The organism is Aeromonas sp. QDB17, assembly GCF_027705305.1.
GTDB classification, from domain to species: domain Bacteria; phylum Pseudomonadota; class Gammaproteobacteria; order Enterobacterales; family Aeromonadaceae; genus Aeromonas; species Aeromonas caviae.
On sequence record NZ_JAPDBP010000016.1, the window covers coordinates 35,543 to 52,518 of the forward strand.

A 16,976-nucleotide genomic window follows, 5' to 3' on the forward strand; every position below is an offset into this window, starting at 1 on the left:
CGAAAGCGGCCCCTTGGCTTGTAGATTATTGCGCCGGCGCCTCAGCCGGCCTCCTGGCGCCGCTTGCCGCTGCGCAGGCCATCCAGGCTGAACAGCACCAGGGCGCTCCAGATGCAGCCAAAGGTGATCATCTTGTCCAGCGCCAGCGCCTCGCCATAGAGGGTCACCGCCAGGATGAACATCAGGCTGGGGCCTATGTACTGGAAGAAGCCCAGGGTGGAGAGCTTGAGCCGGGTGGCCGCCGCGGTGAAGCAGAGCAGGGGTGCCGTGGTGACGGCGCCCGCGGCGATGAGCAGCAGGTTCAGGTGCCAGTCATTCTGGGTGAGGTGGCTGGTGGGGCTGTCGGCGATGCCCCACAGATAGAAGGCGGCCGGCGGCAGCATGATCAGGGTCTCGATGAGCAGGCCGGTGAGGGCGTCCAGGGCCAGCTTCTTGCGAATGAGGCCGTAGATGGCGAAGCTCGAGGCCAGCACCAGGGCTATCCAGGGCAGGGAGCCGAAGGCGATGAGCTGGACGGCGACACCGACAAAGGCGAGCCCCACCGCCCACCACTGCAGGCGGCGCAGCTTCTCGCTCAGAAACACCATGCCGAGCAGCACGTTGAACAGGGGGTTGATGTAGTAGCCCAGGCTCGCATCCAGCATGTGGCCATTGTTGATGGCCCAGATGAACAGCAGCCAGTTGCCGCCGACGGTGACGGAGGTGAAGGCCAGGGTGAGCAGCACCTTGGGCTGGCGCAGCACCGCCTGCACCTTGTGCCACTGGCGTCCGAGCAGCACCAGCACCATCAGCAGGGCGCAGGACCAGATCATGCGGTGGGTCAGGATCTCGGCGGCCGGCACGGCGGAGAGGGACTTGAAGTAGATGGGTGCCAGGCCCCAAAGGGTGTAGGCGCCGAGGGCATAGAGGACGCCCTGGCGCTGGATCTGTTGTTGCATGCGGATAACCTTCACTGGAGTGCGGATGTCGGGAAACATCGCAAAAAGTCAGTGTAGCGATCCTTTTGCAGGGAAAGAAGACAATAAATGGGTCTGACGGGATTTTAACAGCAGGAGCGACTTCAGCGACCGCCCCCGCGGCGGATCTTCTCCACGTCCATCAGCAGCCACAGCATGAGGGCGATGGCGGAGATCCAGGGGCCCCAGGTGACATAGGCTTCCCCCTGACCCAGCACGAAGAACAACAGCGGCAGTCCCACCACCAGAAACAGTACACTTCCCAGAAAAAAAAGCATTTTTATCTTTAAATTTAATGGCTTGCTATTTGACGATTATATCGATTGAGCGAGGGGATAAAAGAGTAAAAATGAGAAAGGGGGATTTCTCCCCCTGTTTTGTTGATAAGCGTCATTTATGACGTTATTCGAGCTGGATCCAGGTGCTTTTCAGCTCGGTGTACTTCTCCAGGGCGTGCAGGGACTTGTCGCGCCCGTTGCCGGACTGCTTGAAACCGCCAAACGGCATGGTCATGTCGCCGCCATCCCAGTTGTTGACGAAGACGGTGCCGGCGCGCAGGGCGCGCGACCCCTTCACCGCCTGGTTGAGATCCGCCGTCCAGATGGCGGCCGCCAGGCCGTAGTCGGTGTCGTTGCCCAGCGCAATGGCCTCTTCCAGGGTGTCGAAGCCGGTCACCGCCAGCACGGGGCCGAAGATCTCCTCGCGGAAGATGCGCATCGTCGGGGTCACGTCGTCAAAGATGGTGGGTTCGATGTAGTAGCCGCCCTCCTCGGGCTGGGTGCGCTTGCCCCCCAGCAGCAGCTTGGCGCCCTCCTGCTGGCCGATGGCGATGTAGTTGAGCACCTGCTCCATCTGGATGTGGTCCACCATGGCGCCGATGCGGGTGGTGGGGTCGAGCGGGTTGGCCGAGATCCATTCGCGGGCGTGGGCCAGCAGCCGCTCCATGAACTGGGGCTTGATGCTGTTTTGCACCAGCAGGCGGGAGGCGGCGGTGCACACTTCCCCCTGGTTGTAGAAGATGGCGCCGACGGCGCTTCTGGCGGCGGCATCCAGATCCGGTGCATCCGCCAGCACGATGTTGGGGCTCTTGCCGCCGCACTCCATAAAGGCGCGTTTCAGATTGGATTTCCCGGAGCACTGCACCAGATGCTTGCCGATCTTGGTGGAGCCGGTGAAGGTGATGCAGTCGACGTCCATGTGCATGGCCAGCGCCTCGCCCACGGTGTGACCAAAGCCCGGCAGCACGTTGAACACGCCGTCGGGGATGCCCGCCTCCTTCGCCAGACCCGCGATGCGTAGGGCGGTGAGGGGGGATTTCTCGGAGGGTTTGAGGATCACCGAGTTGCCGGTGGCGAGCGCCGGGCCCAGCTTCCAGCAGGCCATCACCAGAGGGAAGTTCCAGGGCACGATGGCGGCCACGACACCGAGGGGCTCGCGGGTCACCAGGGCCAGGGCGGACTCTTCCACCGGGGCGACCTGATCGTAGATCTTGTCTATCGCCTCGGCGTTCCAGGCGATGCAGTTCGCGGCGGCGGGGGCGTCATACCCCATGGCGTCGCCGATGGGCTTGCCCATATCCAGCGACTCCAGCAGTGCCAGCTCCACCAGGTTCAGGCGCATCAGCTCGGCGAAGCGCTGCATGATGAGCTTGCGCTGCTTGGGAGAGAGGCCGCACCAGCGCTTGTCGTCGAAGGCGGCACGGGCCGCCTTGACCGCCAGCTCGGCATCGGCGGCGTCGCAGGAGGCGACCCTGGTCAGCAGTTGGCCGTTGGCCGGATTGATGCAATCGAAGGTGGTGCCGTTGACGGCATCCCGGTAGGTGCCGTCGATAAAGGCTTGCGAGGGCAGGGTCAGATGGGCGGCCTTGTGTTGCCACTGGGCCAGGGTCAGGTCACTCATGTTCACTCCTTGAACCGGCAGAAAGTCAGTCTCCGCGTATCAATATGCTAAACATCCTGCCGCTTGTAAATCCATCTTGTAACAATTCATTAAACACTGACCCCGAACAACCCGGGCCAACGGCGGGGCAAACCGGGCGCCCTGGCCTGTGGTGTCTGGGGTCGCGCGGCGGGGCGGGAGCCCGTGTCGCGGGCCTGATCCCTGGGCTGGGCAGGGGGGATCCCGGCGGGCTGTTCCGGGAGAAGGCCCGTCAGAAGCTGGCGGGCGTGTTGGCGGAGATCAGCACGCACTCCTGATCCCCCACGTTGCGAAAACGGTGGGGAGTGCGGCTATCGAAGTAGTAGCCATCCCCCGGTGCCAGCAGGTGAACCTGCTCGCCTACCGTGACTTCCACCTGACCCCGGATGACGATGCCGCACTCTTCCCCTTCGTGACTCAGCATGTCGTCACCGGTGTCGGCGCCCGGGGGCAGTATCTCCTGCATCATGCCGATGGCGCGGTTGGCGCGGCTGTGACCCACCAGACGGTAGCTGATGGGGTGGGTGCCGAGATCCGGCATGTCGTCCGCACGGAAGATCACCTCGGAATCCATCTCCGTCTCGTCGGTGAAGAAGCTGGCCAATGACATGGGGATGCCTTCCAGCACCTTGCGCAGGGAGGCCACCGAGGGGCTCACCTGATTTTTCTCGATCTGGGAGATAAAGCCGTTGGTCACACCGGAGCGTTTTGCCAGCTCGCGCTGGGAGAGGGCCGCCTTGGTGCGAACCGCCTTGAGGCGGTGACCGATATCCATCGATAGACACTCCTTGACTGTTTACTATTATTAAAATTGTGTTAAATATCTTATACCACCCCTGAGGGGTGACACCAAGCCGGGCGATAAAAGCCCTTTTTTATGGATTCAGGTGTTTAATTTAATAGGCATGAGCCGGGTGTTACTAAACGCCTTAAGGATGAGGTGACCATGAAACCTGTCAGCGACATCAATACCCCCGACATGTCCGCATTCTGGATGCCGTTCACCGCCAACCAGCAATTCAAGGCGGCGCCGCGCATCCTGAAGTCGGCAGAGGGGATGTATTATCACTCAGAGGATGGCCGCAAGATACTGGATGGCACTGCCGGACTCTGGTGTTGCAACGCAGGCCATGGTCGGCGCGAGATCGCCGAGGCGGTCTCCCAGCAGATCTCCCACCTCGATTTTGCCCCCACCTTCCAGATGGGCCACCCCTTGCCGTTCGAGCTGGCCAACCAGCTGGTGGAGATCGCCCCCAAGGGATTCGGTCACGTCTTCTATACCAACTCCGGATCGGAGTCCGTGGACACCGCGCTCAAGATTGCGCTGGCCTGGCAGCGGGCTCGCGGCCAGGGGACCCGTACCCGGCTCATCGGCCGCGAGCGCGGCTACCACGGGGTGGGTTTTGGCGGCATCTCGGTGGGGGGCATTCCCGGCAACCGCAAGTGGTTCGGCTCCCTGCTGACCGGGGTGGATCATCTGCCCCACACCCTCAACATAGGGAAAAATGCGTTCACCAAGGGATTGCCAGCAGAAGACCTCACCCTGGCCGATGAACTGGAGAAGATTGTCTTCCTGCACGACGCCAGCAACATCGCGGCGGTCATCGTCGAGCCCATCGCCGGCAGCACCGGGGTCATCATGCCCCCCAAGGGCTATCTCAAGCGGCTGCGGGAGATCTGTACCAAATACGGCATCTTGCTGATTTTTGACGAGGTGATCACCGGTTTCGGCCGCCTCGGCTCCCCCTTCGCCGCCCAGGAGTTCGACGTCATCCCCGACATGATCACCTGCGCCAAGGGGCTCACCAACGGCGCCATCCCCATGGGGGCCGTGCTGGTGCAAAACCATATCTATGACGACATGATGGCGGCGGGCAAGGGGGCCATCGAGCTGTTCCACGGCTACACCTACTCGGGTCACCCGGTGGCGGCGGCGGCGGGTCTGGCGACCCTCGAGATCTATCGCAACGAGAACCTGCTCAGCCGCGCCGCCGATCTGGCAGGCTACTGGGAGGAGGCGGCCCATTCCCTCAAGGGCTGCAAGCACGTGAAGGACGTGCGCAACTACGGCCTGGTGGCGGGCATCGAGCTCGAATCCATGCCCGATGCGCCGGGCAAGCGGGCCTACGAGGTGTTCGTACGCTGTTTCGAGAAGGGGGCGCTTATCCGGGTGACCGGCGACATCATCGCCCTGTCGCCTCCCCTCATCATCGAGCGCAGCCAGATAGACGATCTCTTCACCCTGCTGCAGGACGCCCTGCAGGCCCAGGACTGACCCCCACATCACACAGGATGGCGCTCGTCCCGGGCGTCATCCCCCTGTGCTGCCCCGGCGCGGCGAGGGGAGGACGGATGACCCATCACGGAGGATTTATGAGTTACAGGATCGACAACTTCATCGACGGCGAGACGACCGAGAGTCGCAGCGAGCGTTTCGGTGCCATCTTCAATCCGGCCACCGGCCAGCAGCAAGGCTCCGTCGTTCTCAGCACGGCCGACGAGTGTGCCGAGGCGATTGCCTGCGCCGAGCGCGCCTTTGGGGAGTGGGCCCAGACCCCGCCGCTGGTGCGGGCCCGGGTGCTGTTTCGCTTCAAGGAGCTGATGGAGCAGCACAGGGACGAGTTGGCCCAGCTCATCAGCCGTGAGCACGGCAAGGTCTTCTCCGACGCCCAGGGGGAGCTGACTCGGGGGCTGGAGGTGGTGGAGTTTGCCTGCGGCATTCCCCATCTGCTCAAGGGGGAGCACTCCCTCAACGTGGGCCGCGGGGTCGACAGTCACTCCATGATGCAGCCGGTGGGGGTCTGCGCCGGCATCACCCCGTTCAACTTCCCTGCCATGGTGCCGCTCTGGATGTTCCCGGTGGCCCTGGCCTGCGGCAACACCTTTATCCTCAAGCCCTCGGAGAAGGATCCGTCCCTCTCCCTGCGCATGGCCGAACTGCTCAAGCAGGCGGGCCTGCCGGACGGGGTGCTCAATGTGGTCAACGGCGACAAGGAGGTGGTGGACGTGCTGCTGACCGACCCGAGGGTCGGTGCCGTGTCGTTTGTCGGCTCCACCCCCATCGCCCAGTACATCTATGCCACCGCTTCGGCCCACGGCAAGCGGGTGCAGGCCCTGGGCGGCGCCAAGAACCACATGGTGGTCATGCCGGATGCCAATCTGGATCAGGCGGTTTCCGCCCTGATGGGGGCCGCCTATGGCGCGGCGGGCGAGCGTTGCATGGCGATCTCGGTGGCCGTGGTGGTGGGTGACGAGACCGCCGATGCCCTGGTGGCGAAGCTCTCGCCCCTGGTGGCGGCCCTGCGGGTCGGCCCCGGTCTCGGTCAGAGTCCGGAGAACGAGATGGGGCCCCTCATCAGCCGGGAACACCTGGCCAAGGTGCGCGGCTACGTGGATCAGGGGGTGGCCGAGGGGGCCGAGCTGGTGGTGGATGGCCGGGGCCTGAGCCATGGCGAGGGCTACTTCATCGGGGGCAGCCTGTTCGATCGGGTCGGCCCCGAGATGCGCATCTACCGGGAGGAGATCTTCGGCCCCGTGCTCGCCATCGTGCGGGCCCCGGACTACGAGACGGCCCTGCGTCTCATCAACGAACACGAGTATGGCAACGGCACCGCCATCTTCACCGGTGACGGAGATACCGCAAGGGACTTCACCACGCGGGTTCAGGTCGGTATGGTAGGGGTGAACGTTCCCATTCCGGTGCCCATGGCGTTTCACAGCTTTGGTGGCTGGAAACGGTCCATCTTCGGGCCGCTCAACATGCACGGGCCGGATGGGGTGCGCTTCTACACCCGGATGAAGACGGTGACCGCCCGCTGGCCCCAGAGCCTGCGCGCCGGCGCCGAGTTCTCCATGCCGACCATGAAGTGAGCCGCCGGCTCGCTGCCATGGCTTTAATCTCTTGCCCCCGCAGGCCGCCGGTCTGCGGGGGCGCTTCTGTCAAGGAGTAACAGATGCGACTGGGTATTCTCGATTGTGACCGGCTGGACCCCGATTTGGTGGGGGATTTTGGTCCCGTTTACTCCGAGATGTTTATCAAGGGTTTCCGGGCGTTGGCCCCCGAGCTGGAATTTCGGGTCTGGTCCGCCCTCGACGGCGATCTGCCCCCGGATCTGACCGAATGCGATGCCTGGCTCATCACCGGCTCGCGTCACGATGCCTACAGTGACATCCCATGGATCCTGGCGCTGCGCGACTGGATCCGCCGGGCCCACGATGCCAACGTCAAGCTGGCCGGGGTCTGCTTCGGCCATCAGGTGATCGCCCAGGCGCTGGGAGGGGAGGTAATGAAGTCCACCAAGGGGTGGGGTCTGGGGGTGTCGGTCCATGCCATGCAGACGACAAAACCCTGGATGGCGCCGGGGCTGGACACTATCCGCATCCTGGCAAGCCACCAGGATCAGGTGGAGCAGCTTCCGCCGGGGGCGACCCTGCTCGCGGGCAACGACTTCTGCCCCAACTTCATGTTCCTGCAGGGGGATCACATCGTCGCCATCCAGGGGCACCCGGAATTCTCGGTGGCGTACAACCGGGCCCTGATCGAGCGGCGACGGGACAGGCTGCCCGATGCACATTACCAGAGCAGTCTCTCTTCCCTGGAAGGGGAGGTGGATTCCGCCACCATGATGCAGTGGCTGCTGCAGTTCCTCGGCATCCTGCCGATCGGGGCCGACGCGCGCTGAACCCCGTTTGTCATATCCACCGCGCTGATGCTAGATTTTGTAGCAAAATGAAGGATCAAGCGGCGATATGCCCAGTCCGGATGATACACTGGCCGCCATTTTTGGCGGCCTAGTCCATCGACGAGCGCCGCGTCAGTCTGTGAGGGGGCAACCTTGAAACTACAGCAGTTGAAGTATCTGATCGCGGTGCGGGACCACAATCTCAACGTCTCCGTTGCCTCCGATGCGCTCTATACCAGCCAGCCTGGGGTGAGCAAGCAGATCGGCTTGCTGGAGAGCGAGCTGGGGGTGCGCATCTTCGAGCGCCGCGGCAAGCACCTGCACCGGATCACCCCGGTGGGGGAGGAGATCATCAAGTGTGCCGAGGCCATGCTCAATATCGAGAGCAAGATCAAGGCCATCTCCCGGGAGTACCTGGATCCGACCGTGGGCACCCTCAACATCCACACCACCCACACCATCGCCCGCTACCTGCTGCCGAAAAGCGTCACCTACTTCACCAAAAAGTACCCCAAGATCTCGTTCCACCTGCATCCTGTGATGTCCGCCACCAAGGAGCAGATCAGCAAGGGATACTCGGATTTTTCCATCGTGGCCCATGAGATAGGCTTCGACAAGGAGCTGATCGCGCTGCCCGCCTATCTCTGGACCCTCTCCCTGGTGGTGCCCCAGGAGCACCCCCTGGCCAAGGTGAAGAAGCCGACCCTGGAGCAGCTCTGCCAGTATCCCATCCTGAGCTACGAGAGCGGCGCCACCGGGCGTCAGGTGCAGGACAAGGTGTTCCAGGCGGCCGGCCTTACTCCCAACTACTACATGACGGTGATGGATGCCGGCGTCATCAAGCGCTACGTGGAGCTGGGCTTTGGCATCGGCATCATCTCCTCCCTGGTAGCCAACGATAGCGATGCCCCCGGCCTCGTGGCCATCAATCTGGAGCACCTGTTCGAGCCCTGCCCGGCCCAGATCTGCTTCAGCAAGAGCATCCTCTTGCAGAACTACATGTATGACTTCATCAGCTCCTTCTCCCCCCATCTCACCAAGGAGATGATCCAGAACGTGATGCAGCAGCCGACCCAGGCTCGTATCGACGAGCTGTTGTCAGGGGTGGAGCTGCCCGTCTACTGATCCCGCTTCCGTTTCTGTGCCGGCACCCCGGGGTGCCGGCTTCCTCCCGCCGAGGTTTCCATGTCCCGCATCCTGCTGCTCGCCAATCTCAACTGTGATCATGTGCTCTCCCTGGCCGAACCCCTGGTGGCGGGGGCGCGGCTGCAATACGTGGATCAGGGGCGCAGGCTCGGCGGCGGCGCCGCCAATACCGGCATCGGATTGGTGTGGGCGGGGCACGAGGTGATCATCGCCTCCCGGGTCGGGCTGGACGACACCGGTGACTGGCTGCTGGAGCAGGCGGCCTCATACGGCCTGGATTGCAGCCATGTGGAACGCTTTGGCGGCGAGACCGGCGAGTTGCTGGTGCTGGTGGACGCCACCGGTGAGCGCACCATCCTCAGGCGCCCACGTCGTCCGGATCTGCCGGGGGATCTGCCGACCGAAGGGGTGGACTGCCTCTATGTGAACTATCCGGGCACCGCCATCGTGGGCTACATGCGCCAGATGCTCGCCAAGAGTTTCGTGGTGGCCCAGTATCCCAAGGGGGGGCAGGCCCGCCGCCCCTGCCACGTACTGGTGGCCTCCCGCTCCGATCTCGGCGAGGTGAGCGATCCCTGGCAGCATGCCCGCCAGCTCGCGGGGGAGCAGCTCGAATGGCTGGTGCTGACCGAGGGCAAGGCGGGAGCCGTGGCCATTCACGGGGAGGAGCAGGTCAGGGTGGCGGCGCGACCGGTCTCCGTGGTGGATACCACGGGGGCAGGGGATGCCTTCGCGGGTGGCCTCATCCACGGTCTTGCGCGGGGCATGGCCATGGCCGATGCGTTGCAGTGCGCCGTGGACTGGGGCGCCTTCGCGGTAGCCTCCGAGAGCTCCATCCCCTCCCAGGCGCTGCGCAACTGGCTGAAACAGCCCCACTGAACTCGCCGGACATCGGCTCCGGCGATGGCAGAGGAGGTGGGGATTTGTCGACGGAAACCGCCAAAACCCCTCGCCGAGGCGGCAAGTTTGCGATCAATCAAAGAAAGTGTCGATTTATGTACATCTTCGTCGACACCCGCCCGGGCTGCTCTTACCCTTGTGACTTCACGACTCGGTCGAAGAAGCCCATCCCGTGCGCACGCATGTGCAGACCCCCTCTTTGGCCACCGGCTGTCGTCCTGATTTCTGGCTTGTAGTAAGAGGCAAGTGCGACCATGCAACTGACACGATTTACCGACTACGCCCTGCGTACCCTGACCTTCCTGGCCATCCAGCCCGGTGATCGCCTGTCGACCATCACGGAAGTGGCCGACACCTTCGCCATCTCCCGCAATCACGTGGTCAAGATAGTGCATCAGCTCGGCATCAAGGGTTACATCGAGACGGTGCGTGGCAAGCATGGGGGCATCCGCCTCGGCCGTGCCGCCGTCTCCATCAACCTGCGCGATGTGGTGATGGACATGGAGCACGTGCTCTGCCCGGTGGACTGCAAGCGCGAAAACTGCCGTCTCTCCGGGGGCTGCCGTATCCAGGGCATTCTGCGCCGCGCCATGCACGCCTTCCTGGAGGTGCTGGGGGAGTACACTTTGGCGGATGCGGTGCGGGATCCCACTCGTCTGTGCCACCTTCTCGGCATAGAGCAGGATAATATTCTGACCATGGCATGATGCCACGGTGAATGACAGAGGGGCCTGCGGGCCCCTCTGTCATTGCCGGCGGTCAGAGCTGGGGCACAAGGGTGATGGCTCCGTGCAGACAGGCGAGGCCGCAAGCGCCGCAGCCATCGCAGGCGGCCATGTTGACGGTTACTCCCTCGTTGCCGACCTTGATCGCCTGCTGGGGGCAGGCATCTTCACACAGCAGGCAGTAGTAGCCCTGACGGGCCTGGCAGCTCGCCTCTATCCTGACCCGGGTCTGCACCTGACGGCCGAGGCAGAGATCCAGTGCGCCCGTGGGGCAGGCTCTGGCGCAGCTGCCGCAATAGCTGCACTGGCCACAGGCGAGATCCAGCACTGGGGTACCGGCGATGGGGCTGCCGTCATATTCGGGGCGATCGGCGGGCTTGATGAGGCCGTTGGGACACGCCTTGAAGCAGTCGCCACAACGGGTGCAGAGGGTGAGGAACTGGGACTCGTCGATGGCCCAGGGCGGGCGTGCCTCATGGCAGACCACCTCGGGTCTGCGGGGGCTCCCCCATGCGTGTGCCAGCCAGCGACAGAAAAAATGCGTCATGCCCACCCCTATACCTATTAGGGGTTAATTTTATCCAGTTTTGGGCCGGCAAGCCAGAGAATAGCGGCGGGCAGGATCGCAAGCCGGGTTGCCCTTGTGTAAGCTAGGCGGGTCTTTTTGCGGGATTGAATGAACTCATGTGGCTATTTCTGTGGCGTGCTTCTCTGCTCTATGTCTTCCCCCTGCTGATGTGGGCCTACTGCCATCTCAAGGGTATCGAGTTCAGTGAACTGGATACCGGGGTCAACAGCCACAAGTGGGTGGTGCTGGCGGCCTATCTGCTCTATGTGCTGATCTGGTTGCTGCTCAACCGCTATCTCGAACTCTTCCTGCGCCAGCGGGGGCGCCGATGACCCCGCTGCTGACCTGGTGGCCTGCCATGCTGGCTGGCGGGCTGGCGCTGCTGTTCGGCTGGTGGTGGGGGCGGCGCAGCGGCCGTGAAGAGGCGCTGCTGCTGGAGGAGCGTTATCAGGGGTTGCAGGATCGCTGGGACGCGCTGCAGGACGAGAAGATGCTGGCTCAGCAGAAACTGGATCAGCAGCAGACCCTGCTGCTCAAGCTCACCGCCCGTCTCAAGGAAGCCGAGGCGACCCTGCGCAGCGAGCGCATCGCCAGCGCCGAGAAGTTGCAGTTGCAGCAAGAGGCTGAGCAGCGCCTCAGCCAGCAGTTCGAGAACCTCGCCAATCGTATTTTTGAACAAAATGCCGGCAACTTCCGCGAACTGAATCAGAACAGCATGGATCTCCTGCTGACTCCACTCAAGGAGCAGCTCGAGGGCTTTCGCCGCCAGGTGGGAGAGACCCACGCCCAGGAGACGGCCCAGCGCCACAACCTCAAGTTCGAGCTGGAGCGCCTTGCCGAGCTCAACGCCCGCATGACCGAAGAGGCGGCGGCGCTGACCCGGGCCCTCAAGGGCGACAGCAAGCAGCAGGGCAACTGGGGGGAGGTGGTGCTGGCGCGGATCCTCTCCGAGTGCGGCCTGCGCGAGGGGCATGAGTACCACACCCAGGTCAACATCGAGGTGGACAAGGGCAAGCGCTACCAGCCCGACGTCATCGTCCATCTGCCCCAGGAGAAGGACATCATCATCGACGCCAAGGTGTCGCTGACCGCCTATGAGCGCTGGTACAACGCCGCTGACGATCTGGAGAAGGCGGTGGCGCTCAAGGAGCACGTCGCCTCGGTGCGCAACCATATCCGCGAGCTGGGCCGCAAGGATTACCAGCAGTTGCCCGGGGTGCGCACCCTGGACTATGTGCTGATGTTCGTGGCGGTGGAGCCTGCCTTCCTCGCTGCCCTTGAAGCGGACCCTTCCCTGGTGCGCTACGGGCTGGAACACAACATCCTGCTGGTGAGCCCCACCAACCTGATGGTGGCGCTGCGCACCATAGAGAACCTGTGGCGCTACGAGCGGCAGAACCAGAACTCGCGCCAGATAGCGGAGCGGGCCGGCCGCCTCTACGAGAAGCTGCGGCTGTTCGTGGAGGAGATGCAGCAGATGGGGGGCAGCCTGCACAAGGCGCAGGAGAGCTACGACAAGGCGATGGGTCGGCTGGTCAACGGTCGTGGCAACCTGATCGCCCAGGCCGAGCGCTTTCGCGAGCTGGGGGTCGAGGTGACCAAGCCCTTGCCGGACGCGCTGGTGGACAGGGCGCTGGAGCGGGAGGAGTCGGCGGACTGAGGGGAGTCGTCATTCGCCGGGACAACGAAAAGGGCAGCCATTGGCTGCCCTTTTCGTTTCATGCAACAGCCTGGACGGCTGCTTATTGCTTCCAGAAGGAGGGGAAGAAGAGCACCGCCACCGTCAGGATCTCGAGGCGTCCCAGCAGCATGCCGAACGACAGTATCCACTTGGCCGCATCCGGCAGACTGGCGAAGTTGGTGCTGGGACCGATGACAGGCCCCATGCCCGGGCCCACGTTGGCCACGGCGGTGATGGAGCCCGAGATGGCGGTCAGGGGGTCCAGCCCGATGGCGGCGAGCAGGGCGGCGATCAGCAGGATGATGGCGAAGTAGACCAGCACGAAGGAGATCAGGGAGCGGATGATGGCGTCGTTGACCGGACGGCCGTTGTACTTCTGGGGAAACACGGCGGAGGGGTGCATCAGCTGGCGCATCTGTTTCTTGAACAGGGCGAAGGCCACCTGGACCCGAAAGATCTTGAGCCCGCCCGACGTGGAGCCAGAGCAGGCGCCGAGCGCCAGCAGGATGATGAAGATAATGGTGGTGAGCGGGCCCCAGGTGCCGAAGTCGCCGAGGCCGTAGCCTGTAGTGGTGAGCACGGAGACGATATTGAAGCTGCTGATGCGCAAGGCATCCATGAAGCCGTAGATGTCTCTCACCCAGAGATAGAAGGTGACGACCAGGGTCACCCAGACGATCAGCCAGAAGAAGCCCTGCACCTGGGCATCCTTGAACAGGCTGTTGTCACGGCGGGAGAGAGCCTGCACATAGAGCAGGAAGGGCAGGCCACCGAGGAACATGAAGAGGGTGCCTATCCAGTGCGCCGCGTGGGAGAAGTGGGACATGGATTGGTCCGAGGTGGAGTAGCCGCCCGTGCTGAGGGTCGTCATGGCGTGGTTGACCGCCTCGAACAGGTTCATGCCGCTCACCCAGTAGGCGAGGAAGCAGAGCATGGAGAGCACCAGGTAGACCAGTACTATGTTGTTGGCCACCGTCTTGGCGCGGGGGGCGCTCTTGTCTGACCAATCGGAGCTCTCGGTCTGGAACAGCTTCATGCCACCGACGTTGAGGTAGGGCAGCACCGCCACCGCCATCACGATGAAACCGACCCCGCCCAGCCACTGCAGGATGGATCGCCACAGCAGAATGCTGTGAGCCATGCCGTCAAGCCCCGACAGTACGGTGGAGCCCGTGGTGGTGACCCCCGACATGGTCTCGAAGTAGGCATCGGCAAAGCCGATATGGGTGATGAAGACGAAGGGCAGGGCCCCGAAGACGCAGGCGACCACCCAGACCGAGGTGGTGAGCAGGAACATCTCCCGCACCCCGAGGTGAAACTCCGCCTTGCGACCGTAATGGAGGCAGAGCAGTGCGGCGCCATGGGTGATCAAGACCGACTTGAGAAATTCGACGAAACCTTCCGAACCGGTCAGCAGGGCCAGCAGGGTGGGCAGCCACATGAAGAGCGCCAGCTTGGAGAGCACCAGCCCGAGCGTGAAGACGATGGGATGCAGCTTGATCATGCAAGATAACCTGGTCGTTGATTGAAAAAAGACCCGGACCTTTCCTGAGAAAAGGGGCCGGGTCCGGATACCGTTGCCAGAGACATGGCCGGCTTACAGGAAGAAGGGACTGGGCTGGAACAGACGCTCCACTTCCGGGATGTACTTCTTGTCCACCAGGAACATCACCACGTGGTCATCCTGCTGTATCTGGGTGCGATCGTGGGCGATCAGCACCTCATCACCGCGCACCACTGCGCCTATGGTGGTGCCCGGGGGCAGCTTGAGCTCGCCCACTGTCTTACCCACCACCTTGGAGGTGTTCTCGTCCCCGTGGGCGATCGCCTCGATGGCTTCGGCCGCCCCGCGGCGCAGGCTGTAGACGTTGGCGATGTCGGCACGGCGCACATGGGTCAGCAGGGCAGAGATGGTGGCCTGCTGGGGGGAGATGGCGATGTCGATGGAGCCGCCCTGTACCAGGTCCACGTAGGCGCCGCGCTGGATCAGCACCATGGTCTTCTTGGCCCCCATCTTCTTGGCGAGCAGGGCCGACATGATGTTGGCCTCATCCTCGTTGGTCACCGCGATGAAGACGTCGATCTGGTCGATGTGCTCCTCCGCCAGCAGCTCCTGATCCGCCGCATCGCCGCAGAAGACGATGGTGTGTTCCAGGTGCTCGGAGAGCTGCTCCGCCCGCTTCTGGTTGCGCTCGATGAGCTTGACGCTGTAGCGCTTCTCTAGCTGGCGGGCAAGGCCGGCGCCGATATTGCCGCCGCCGACGATCATAATGCGCCGGTAGGGGCTCTCGAGGCGTTGCAGTTCAGACATCACGGCGCGGATATGGCCCGCCGCGGCCACGAAGAACACCTCGTCATCGGCTTCGATGATGGTGGTGCCCTGCGGGCGGATGGAGCGCCCCTGGCGGAAGATGGCGGCGACCCGGGTTTCGATGTTGGGCATGTGTTCCCGCAGGGTGGAGAGCGCATTGCCCACCAGGGGGCCGCCGTAATAGGCCTTGACCGCCACCAGGCCCACCTTGCCGTCGGCAAAATCCACCACCTGCAACGCCCCCGGATACTCGATCAGGCGACGCACGTAGTCGGTCACCAGCTGCTCCGGGGCGATCAGGTGGTCCACGGGGACGGATTCGGGCAGGAACAGGCGATCCCGCTCCACCAGATAGGCGGGGGAGCGAATGCGCGCCACCTTGTTCGGGGTGTTGAACAGGGAGTAGGCGACCTGGCAGGCGACCATGTTGGTCTCGTCGCTGTTGGTGACGGCGACCAGCATGTCGGCATCCTGGGCGCCGGCTTCGCGCAGCACCCTGGGATGGGCGCCGTGGCCATTCACCACCCGCAGGTCGAATTTGTCCTGCAGTTCGCGCAGGCGCTCGCTGTCGGTGTCGACGATGGTGATGTCGTTGTTCTCGCCGGCGAGGTTCTCGGCCAGGGTGCCACCCACCTGACCTGCGCCCAGAATGATGATTTTCATAAGGCCATCTTACTCAAGGTTGTTGCTTCGTAATGAGGCGGCCCGTCACCGGGCCTGCCATCCGCCGGTTCGGCCTACAGCTTGATGAGCTTGGCATAGTAGAAGCCGTCCATCTCCGCCTCGCCGGGCAGGAACTGGCGACCCGGACAGGCCGGGGTGTCTTTGGCATGCAACGGCACCAGGCGGGCATCCGGGGTATCGACCAGGAAGGCGCGGATCTGCTCCCGGTTCTCTTCCGGCAACACGGAACAGGTGGCGTAGAGCAGGGTGCCGCCCTGCTTCAGCTTGCCCCAGAGGGCGTCGAGAATGCGGCGTTGCAGCTCGGCCAGCTCGCGGATGTCCTGATCCCGGCGCAACCACTTGATGTCGGGGTGACGGCGGATGACGCCGGTGGCGGAGCAGGGGGCATCCAGCAGGATGCGGTCGAACTGCCCCTGTGGCCACCACAGATCCGGCGTGCTGGCATCACCGTGGATCACTTGGGCCTGAAGGCCGATGCGATCCAGGTTCTCCTGCACCCGCTTGAGGCGGTTGTCGTCTGCGTCGACGGCAACCACGCCGGCAAGGGCCGGCTGGCGTTCCAGCAGGTGGGCGGTTTTGCCGCCGGGGGCGGCGCAGGCGTCCAGCACCCACTCGCCCGGCTGGGGATCGAGCAGGGCGGCGGCCTGCTGGGCGGCCCCGTCCTGCACCGAGCAGTCACCCTGCTCGAAGCCGGGCAGCTTGGTCACGTCGCAGGGGCGCTCCAGCAGGATGCAATCTTCCCCTTCCACACCGGCCATGGCCGGGATGCCCGCCTCGCTCATGCGGATCAGCATGGCCTCGCGGCTCTGGCGCTGGCTGTTGTTGCGGATCCACATGGGCGGGCGCTGGTTGTTGGCCTCCATGATGAACTCCCAGTCATCGGGATAGGCCTGACGCAGGCGCTTGGTGAGCCATTCGGGGTGGCCGAGGCGGACGCTGGGGACGCGGTCGATGCGCAGCAGGATCACTTCGGCGCTGCGCTGGAAGTTGCGCAGTACGCCGTTGATGAGGCCGCGCAGGGAAGAGCCCTTGAGCAGCTTGACGGCGTTGACGGTCTCGGCCACGGCGGCGTGAGCCGGAATGCGGGTATAGATGAGCTGGTAGAGGCCGACCAGGATGAGGTAGTGGAAGATGCGGCTTTTGTTCTTGAGCGGCTTGTCCATCATCTCGCTGACCGCCGCATCGAGGCGGGGCAGCCAGCGCAGGGTGCCATAGCAGAGTTCTTGCAGGAGGGCGCGATCGCGAGGGGCGATCTTCTCCTGGGCAGCAGGCAGAACGGCGGAGAGAGATTGACCCTGATCCAGCACCTGTTGAATGACGAGAGCAGCCTGTGCGCGTGTTTTCATAGCGTTACCTTAGATGCACAAGTCGGGGCCAGGGCCCCGCTTGTGTCAATTCAATCCAGA

General features: G+C 63.6%; 16 protein-coding genes. 8 read left to right on the forward strand and 8 right to left on the reverse strand.

Annotated elements, in window-relative coordinates; genetic code table 11:
• Positions 1-41 precede the first annotated feature (41 nt).
• The 4 genes from rarD to OKC41_RS14115 form a co-directional block, all read right to left on the reverse strand.
• A complete protein-coding gene (rarD, locus tag OKC41_RS14100; protein WP_010672490.1) occupies positions 42-938 on the reverse strand; it encodes an EamA family transporter RarD in 897 nt (298 codons plus the stop codon).
• Positions 939-1,060: 122 nt separating this feature from the next.
• On the reverse strand, positions 1,061-1,234 hold the full coding sequence (locus OKC41_RS14105; RefSeq protein WP_010672491.1) for a hypothetical protein: 174 nt from the start codon (positions 1,232-1,234) through the stop codon (positions 1,061-1,063).
• A gap of 124 nt (positions 1,235-1,358) precedes the next feature.
• The gene (locus OKC41_RS14110; RefSeq protein WP_270672108.1) at positions 1,359-2,855 is read right to left on the reverse strand and encodes an aldehyde dehydrogenase; all 1,497 of its coding nucleotides are present in this window, start codon (positions 2,853-2,855) and stop codon (positions 1,359-1,361) included.
• Between the two features lie 250 nt (positions 2,856-3,105).
• Positions 3,106-3,648, reverse strand: a complete 543-nt coding sequence (locus OKC41_RS14115) for a cupin domain-containing protein (RefSeq protein WP_010672493.1) — start codon at positions 3,646-3,648, stop codon at positions 3,106-3,108.
• A 171-nt stretch (positions 3,649-3,819) separates the two neighbouring features.
• Between OKC41_RS14115 and OKC41_RS14120 the strand changes: the two genes are divergently transcribed.
• The 6 genes from OKC41_RS14120 to OKC41_RS14145 all read left to right on the forward strand — a co-directional run bounded on the left by OKC41_RS14120 (position 3,820) and on the right by OKC41_RS14145 (position 10,308).
• Complete coding sequence (locus tag OKC41_RS14120) at positions 3,820-5,148, forward strand: aspartate aminotransferase family protein (RefSeq protein WP_201895198.1); 1,329 nt, start codon at positions 3,820-3,822, stop codon at positions 5,146-5,148.
• Positions 5,149-5,246: 98 nt separating this feature from the next.
• Positions 5,247-6,743: a CoA-acylating methylmalonate-semialdehyde dehydrogenase gene (locus OKC41_RS14125; protein WP_053288836.1), complete on the forward strand. Its 1,497-nt coding sequence runs from the start codon at positions 5,247-5,249 to the stop codon at positions 6,741-6,743.
• 83 nt (positions 6,744-6,826) lie between these two features.
• Positions 6,827-7,555: a glutamine amidotransferase gene (locus OKC41_RS14130; RefSeq protein WP_010672496.1), complete on the forward strand. Its 729-nt coding sequence runs from the start codon at positions 6,827-6,829 to the stop codon at positions 7,553-7,555.
• A gap of 153 nt (positions 7,556-7,708) precedes the next feature.
• Positions 7,709-8,680: a LysR substrate-binding domain-containing protein gene (locus OKC41_RS14135; RefSeq protein ID WP_029313477.1), complete on the forward strand. Its 972-nt coding sequence runs from the start codon at positions 7,709-7,711 to the stop codon at positions 8,678-8,680.
• A 60-nt stretch (positions 8,681-8,740) separates the two neighbouring features.
• Positions 8,741-9,580, forward strand: coding sequence for a PfkB family carbohydrate kinase (locus OKC41_RS14140; RefSeq protein WP_041212154.1), 840 nt, complete (start codon positions 8,741-8,743; stop codon positions 9,578-9,580).
• A 275-nt stretch (positions 9,581-9,855) separates the two neighbouring features.
• Entirely contained in the window at positions 9,856-10,308 is a 453-nt protein-coding gene (locus tag OKC41_RS14145; RefSeq protein WP_010672499.1) for an Rrf2 family transcriptional regulator, read from the forward strand.
• 52 nt (positions 10,309-10,360) lie between these two features.
• Here the strand turns inward: OKC41_RS14145 and OKC41_RS14150 are convergent, their stop codons facing one another.
• Positions 10,361-10,873 carry a ferredoxin-type protein NapF gene (locus OKC41_RS14150; protein ID WP_041214095.1) on the reverse strand — a complete coding sequence of 171 codons (513 nt, stop codon included), beginning with the start codon at positions 10,871-10,873 and terminating at the stop codon, positions 10,361-10,363.
• 137 nt (positions 10,874-11,010) lie between these two features.
• Between OKC41_RS14150 and OKC41_RS14155 the strand changes: the two genes are divergently transcribed.
• Both OKC41_RS14155 and rmuC read left to right on the forward strand, forming a co-directional pair.
• Positions 11,011-11,226 carry a hypothetical protein gene (locus tag OKC41_RS14155; RefSeq protein WP_010672501.1) on the forward strand — a complete coding sequence of 72 codons (216 nt, stop codon included), beginning with the start codon at positions 11,011-11,013 and terminating at the stop codon, positions 11,224-11,226.
• Positions 11,223-12,554, forward strand: coding sequence for a DNA recombination protein RmuC (gene rmuC, locus OKC41_RS14160; RefSeq protein WP_160837014.1), 1,332 nt, complete (start codon positions 11,223-11,225; stop codon positions 12,552-12,554). The genes OKC41_RS14155 and rmuC overlap by 4 nt, the downstream gene beginning before the upstream one ends.
• 82 nt (positions 12,555-12,636) lie before the next feature.
• Here rmuC and OKC41_RS14165 read toward each other — a convergent pair whose 3' ends face one another.
• The 3 genes from OKC41_RS14165 to rsmB all read right to left on the reverse strand — a co-directional run bounded on the left by OKC41_RS14165 (position 12,637) and on the right by rsmB (position 16,916).
• Positions 12,637-14,079: a TrkH family potassium uptake protein gene (locus tag OKC41_RS14165; RefSeq protein ID WP_201895197.1), complete on the reverse strand. Its 1,443-nt coding sequence runs from the start codon at positions 14,077-14,079 to the stop codon at positions 12,637-12,639.
• A gap of 93 nt (positions 14,080-14,172) precedes the next feature.
• Positions 14,173-15,549: a Trk system potassium transporter TrkA gene (gene trkA, locus OKC41_RS14170; protein ID WP_010672504.1), complete on the reverse strand. Its 1,377-nt coding sequence runs from the start codon at positions 15,547-15,549 to the stop codon at positions 14,173-14,175.
• 74 nt (positions 15,550-15,623) lie between these two features.
• On the reverse strand, positions 15,624-16,916 hold the full coding sequence (gene rsmB / locus OKC41_RS14175; protein ID WP_201895196.1) for a 16S rRNA (cytosine(967)-C(5))-methyltransferase RsmB: 1,293 nt from the start codon (positions 16,914-16,916) through the stop codon (positions 15,624-15,626).
• Between the last annotated feature and the right edge of the window lie 60 nt (positions 16,917-16,976).

Bases quoted from the DNA above. Each gene is read 5' to 3' on its own strand.
- rarD (WP_010672490.1), bottom strand. From the start codon at position 938: ATGCAACAACAGATCCAGCGCCAGGGCGTCCTCTATGCCCTCGGCGCC.
- OKC41_RS14105 (WP_010672491.1), bottom strand. From the start codon at position 1,234: ATGCTTTTTTTTCTGGGAAGTGTACTGTTTCTGGTGGTGGGACTGCCG.
- OKC41_RS14110 (WP_270672108.1), bottom strand. From the start codon at position 2,855: ATGAGTGACCTGACCCTGGCCCAGTGGCAACACAAGGCCGCCCATCTG.
- OKC41_RS14115 (WP_010672493.1), bottom strand. From the start codon at position 3,648: ATGGATATCGGTCACCGCCTCAAGGCGGTTCGCACCAAGGCGGCCCTC.
- OKC41_RS14120 (WP_201895198.1), top strand. From the start codon at position 3,820: ATGAAACCTGTCAGCGACATCAATACCCCCGACATGTCCGCATTCTGG.
- OKC41_RS14125 (WP_053288836.1), top strand. From the start codon at position 5,247: ATGAGTTACAGGATCGACAACTTCATCGACGGCGAGACGACCGAGAGT.
- OKC41_RS14130 (WP_010672496.1), top strand. From the start codon at position 6,827: ATGCGACTGGGTATTCTCGATTGTGACCGGCTGGACCCCGATTTGGTG.
- OKC41_RS14140 (WP_041212154.1), top strand. From the start codon at position 8,741: ATGTCCCGCATCCTGCTGCTCGCCAATCTCAACTGTGATCATGTGCTC.
- OKC41_RS14145 (WP_010672499.1), top strand. From the start codon at position 9,856: ATGCAACTGACACGATTTACCGACTACGCCCTGCGTACCCTGACCTTC.
- OKC41_RS14150 (WP_041214095.1), bottom strand. From the start codon at position 10,873: ATGACGCATTTTTTCTGTCGCTGGCTGGCACACGCATGGGGGAGCCCC.
- OKC41_RS14155 (WP_010672501.1), top strand. From the start codon at position 11,011: ATGTGGCTATTTCTGTGGCGTGCTTCTCTGCTCTATGTCTTCCCCCTG.
- rmuC (WP_160837014.1), top strand. From the start codon at position 11,223: ATGACCCCGCTGCTGACCTGGTGGCCTGCCATGCTGGCTGGCGGGCTG.
- OKC41_RS14165 (WP_201895197.1), bottom strand. From the start codon at position 14,079: ATGATCAAGCTGCATCCCATCGTCTTCACGCTCGGGCTGGTGCTCTCC.
- trkA (WP_010672504.1), bottom strand. From the start codon at position 15,549: ATGAAAATCATCATTCTGGGCGCAGGTCAGGTGGGTGGCACCCTGGCC.
- rsmB (WP_201895196.1), bottom strand. From the start codon at position 16,916: ATGAAAACACGCGCACAGGCTGCTCTCGTCATTCAACAGGTGCTGGAT.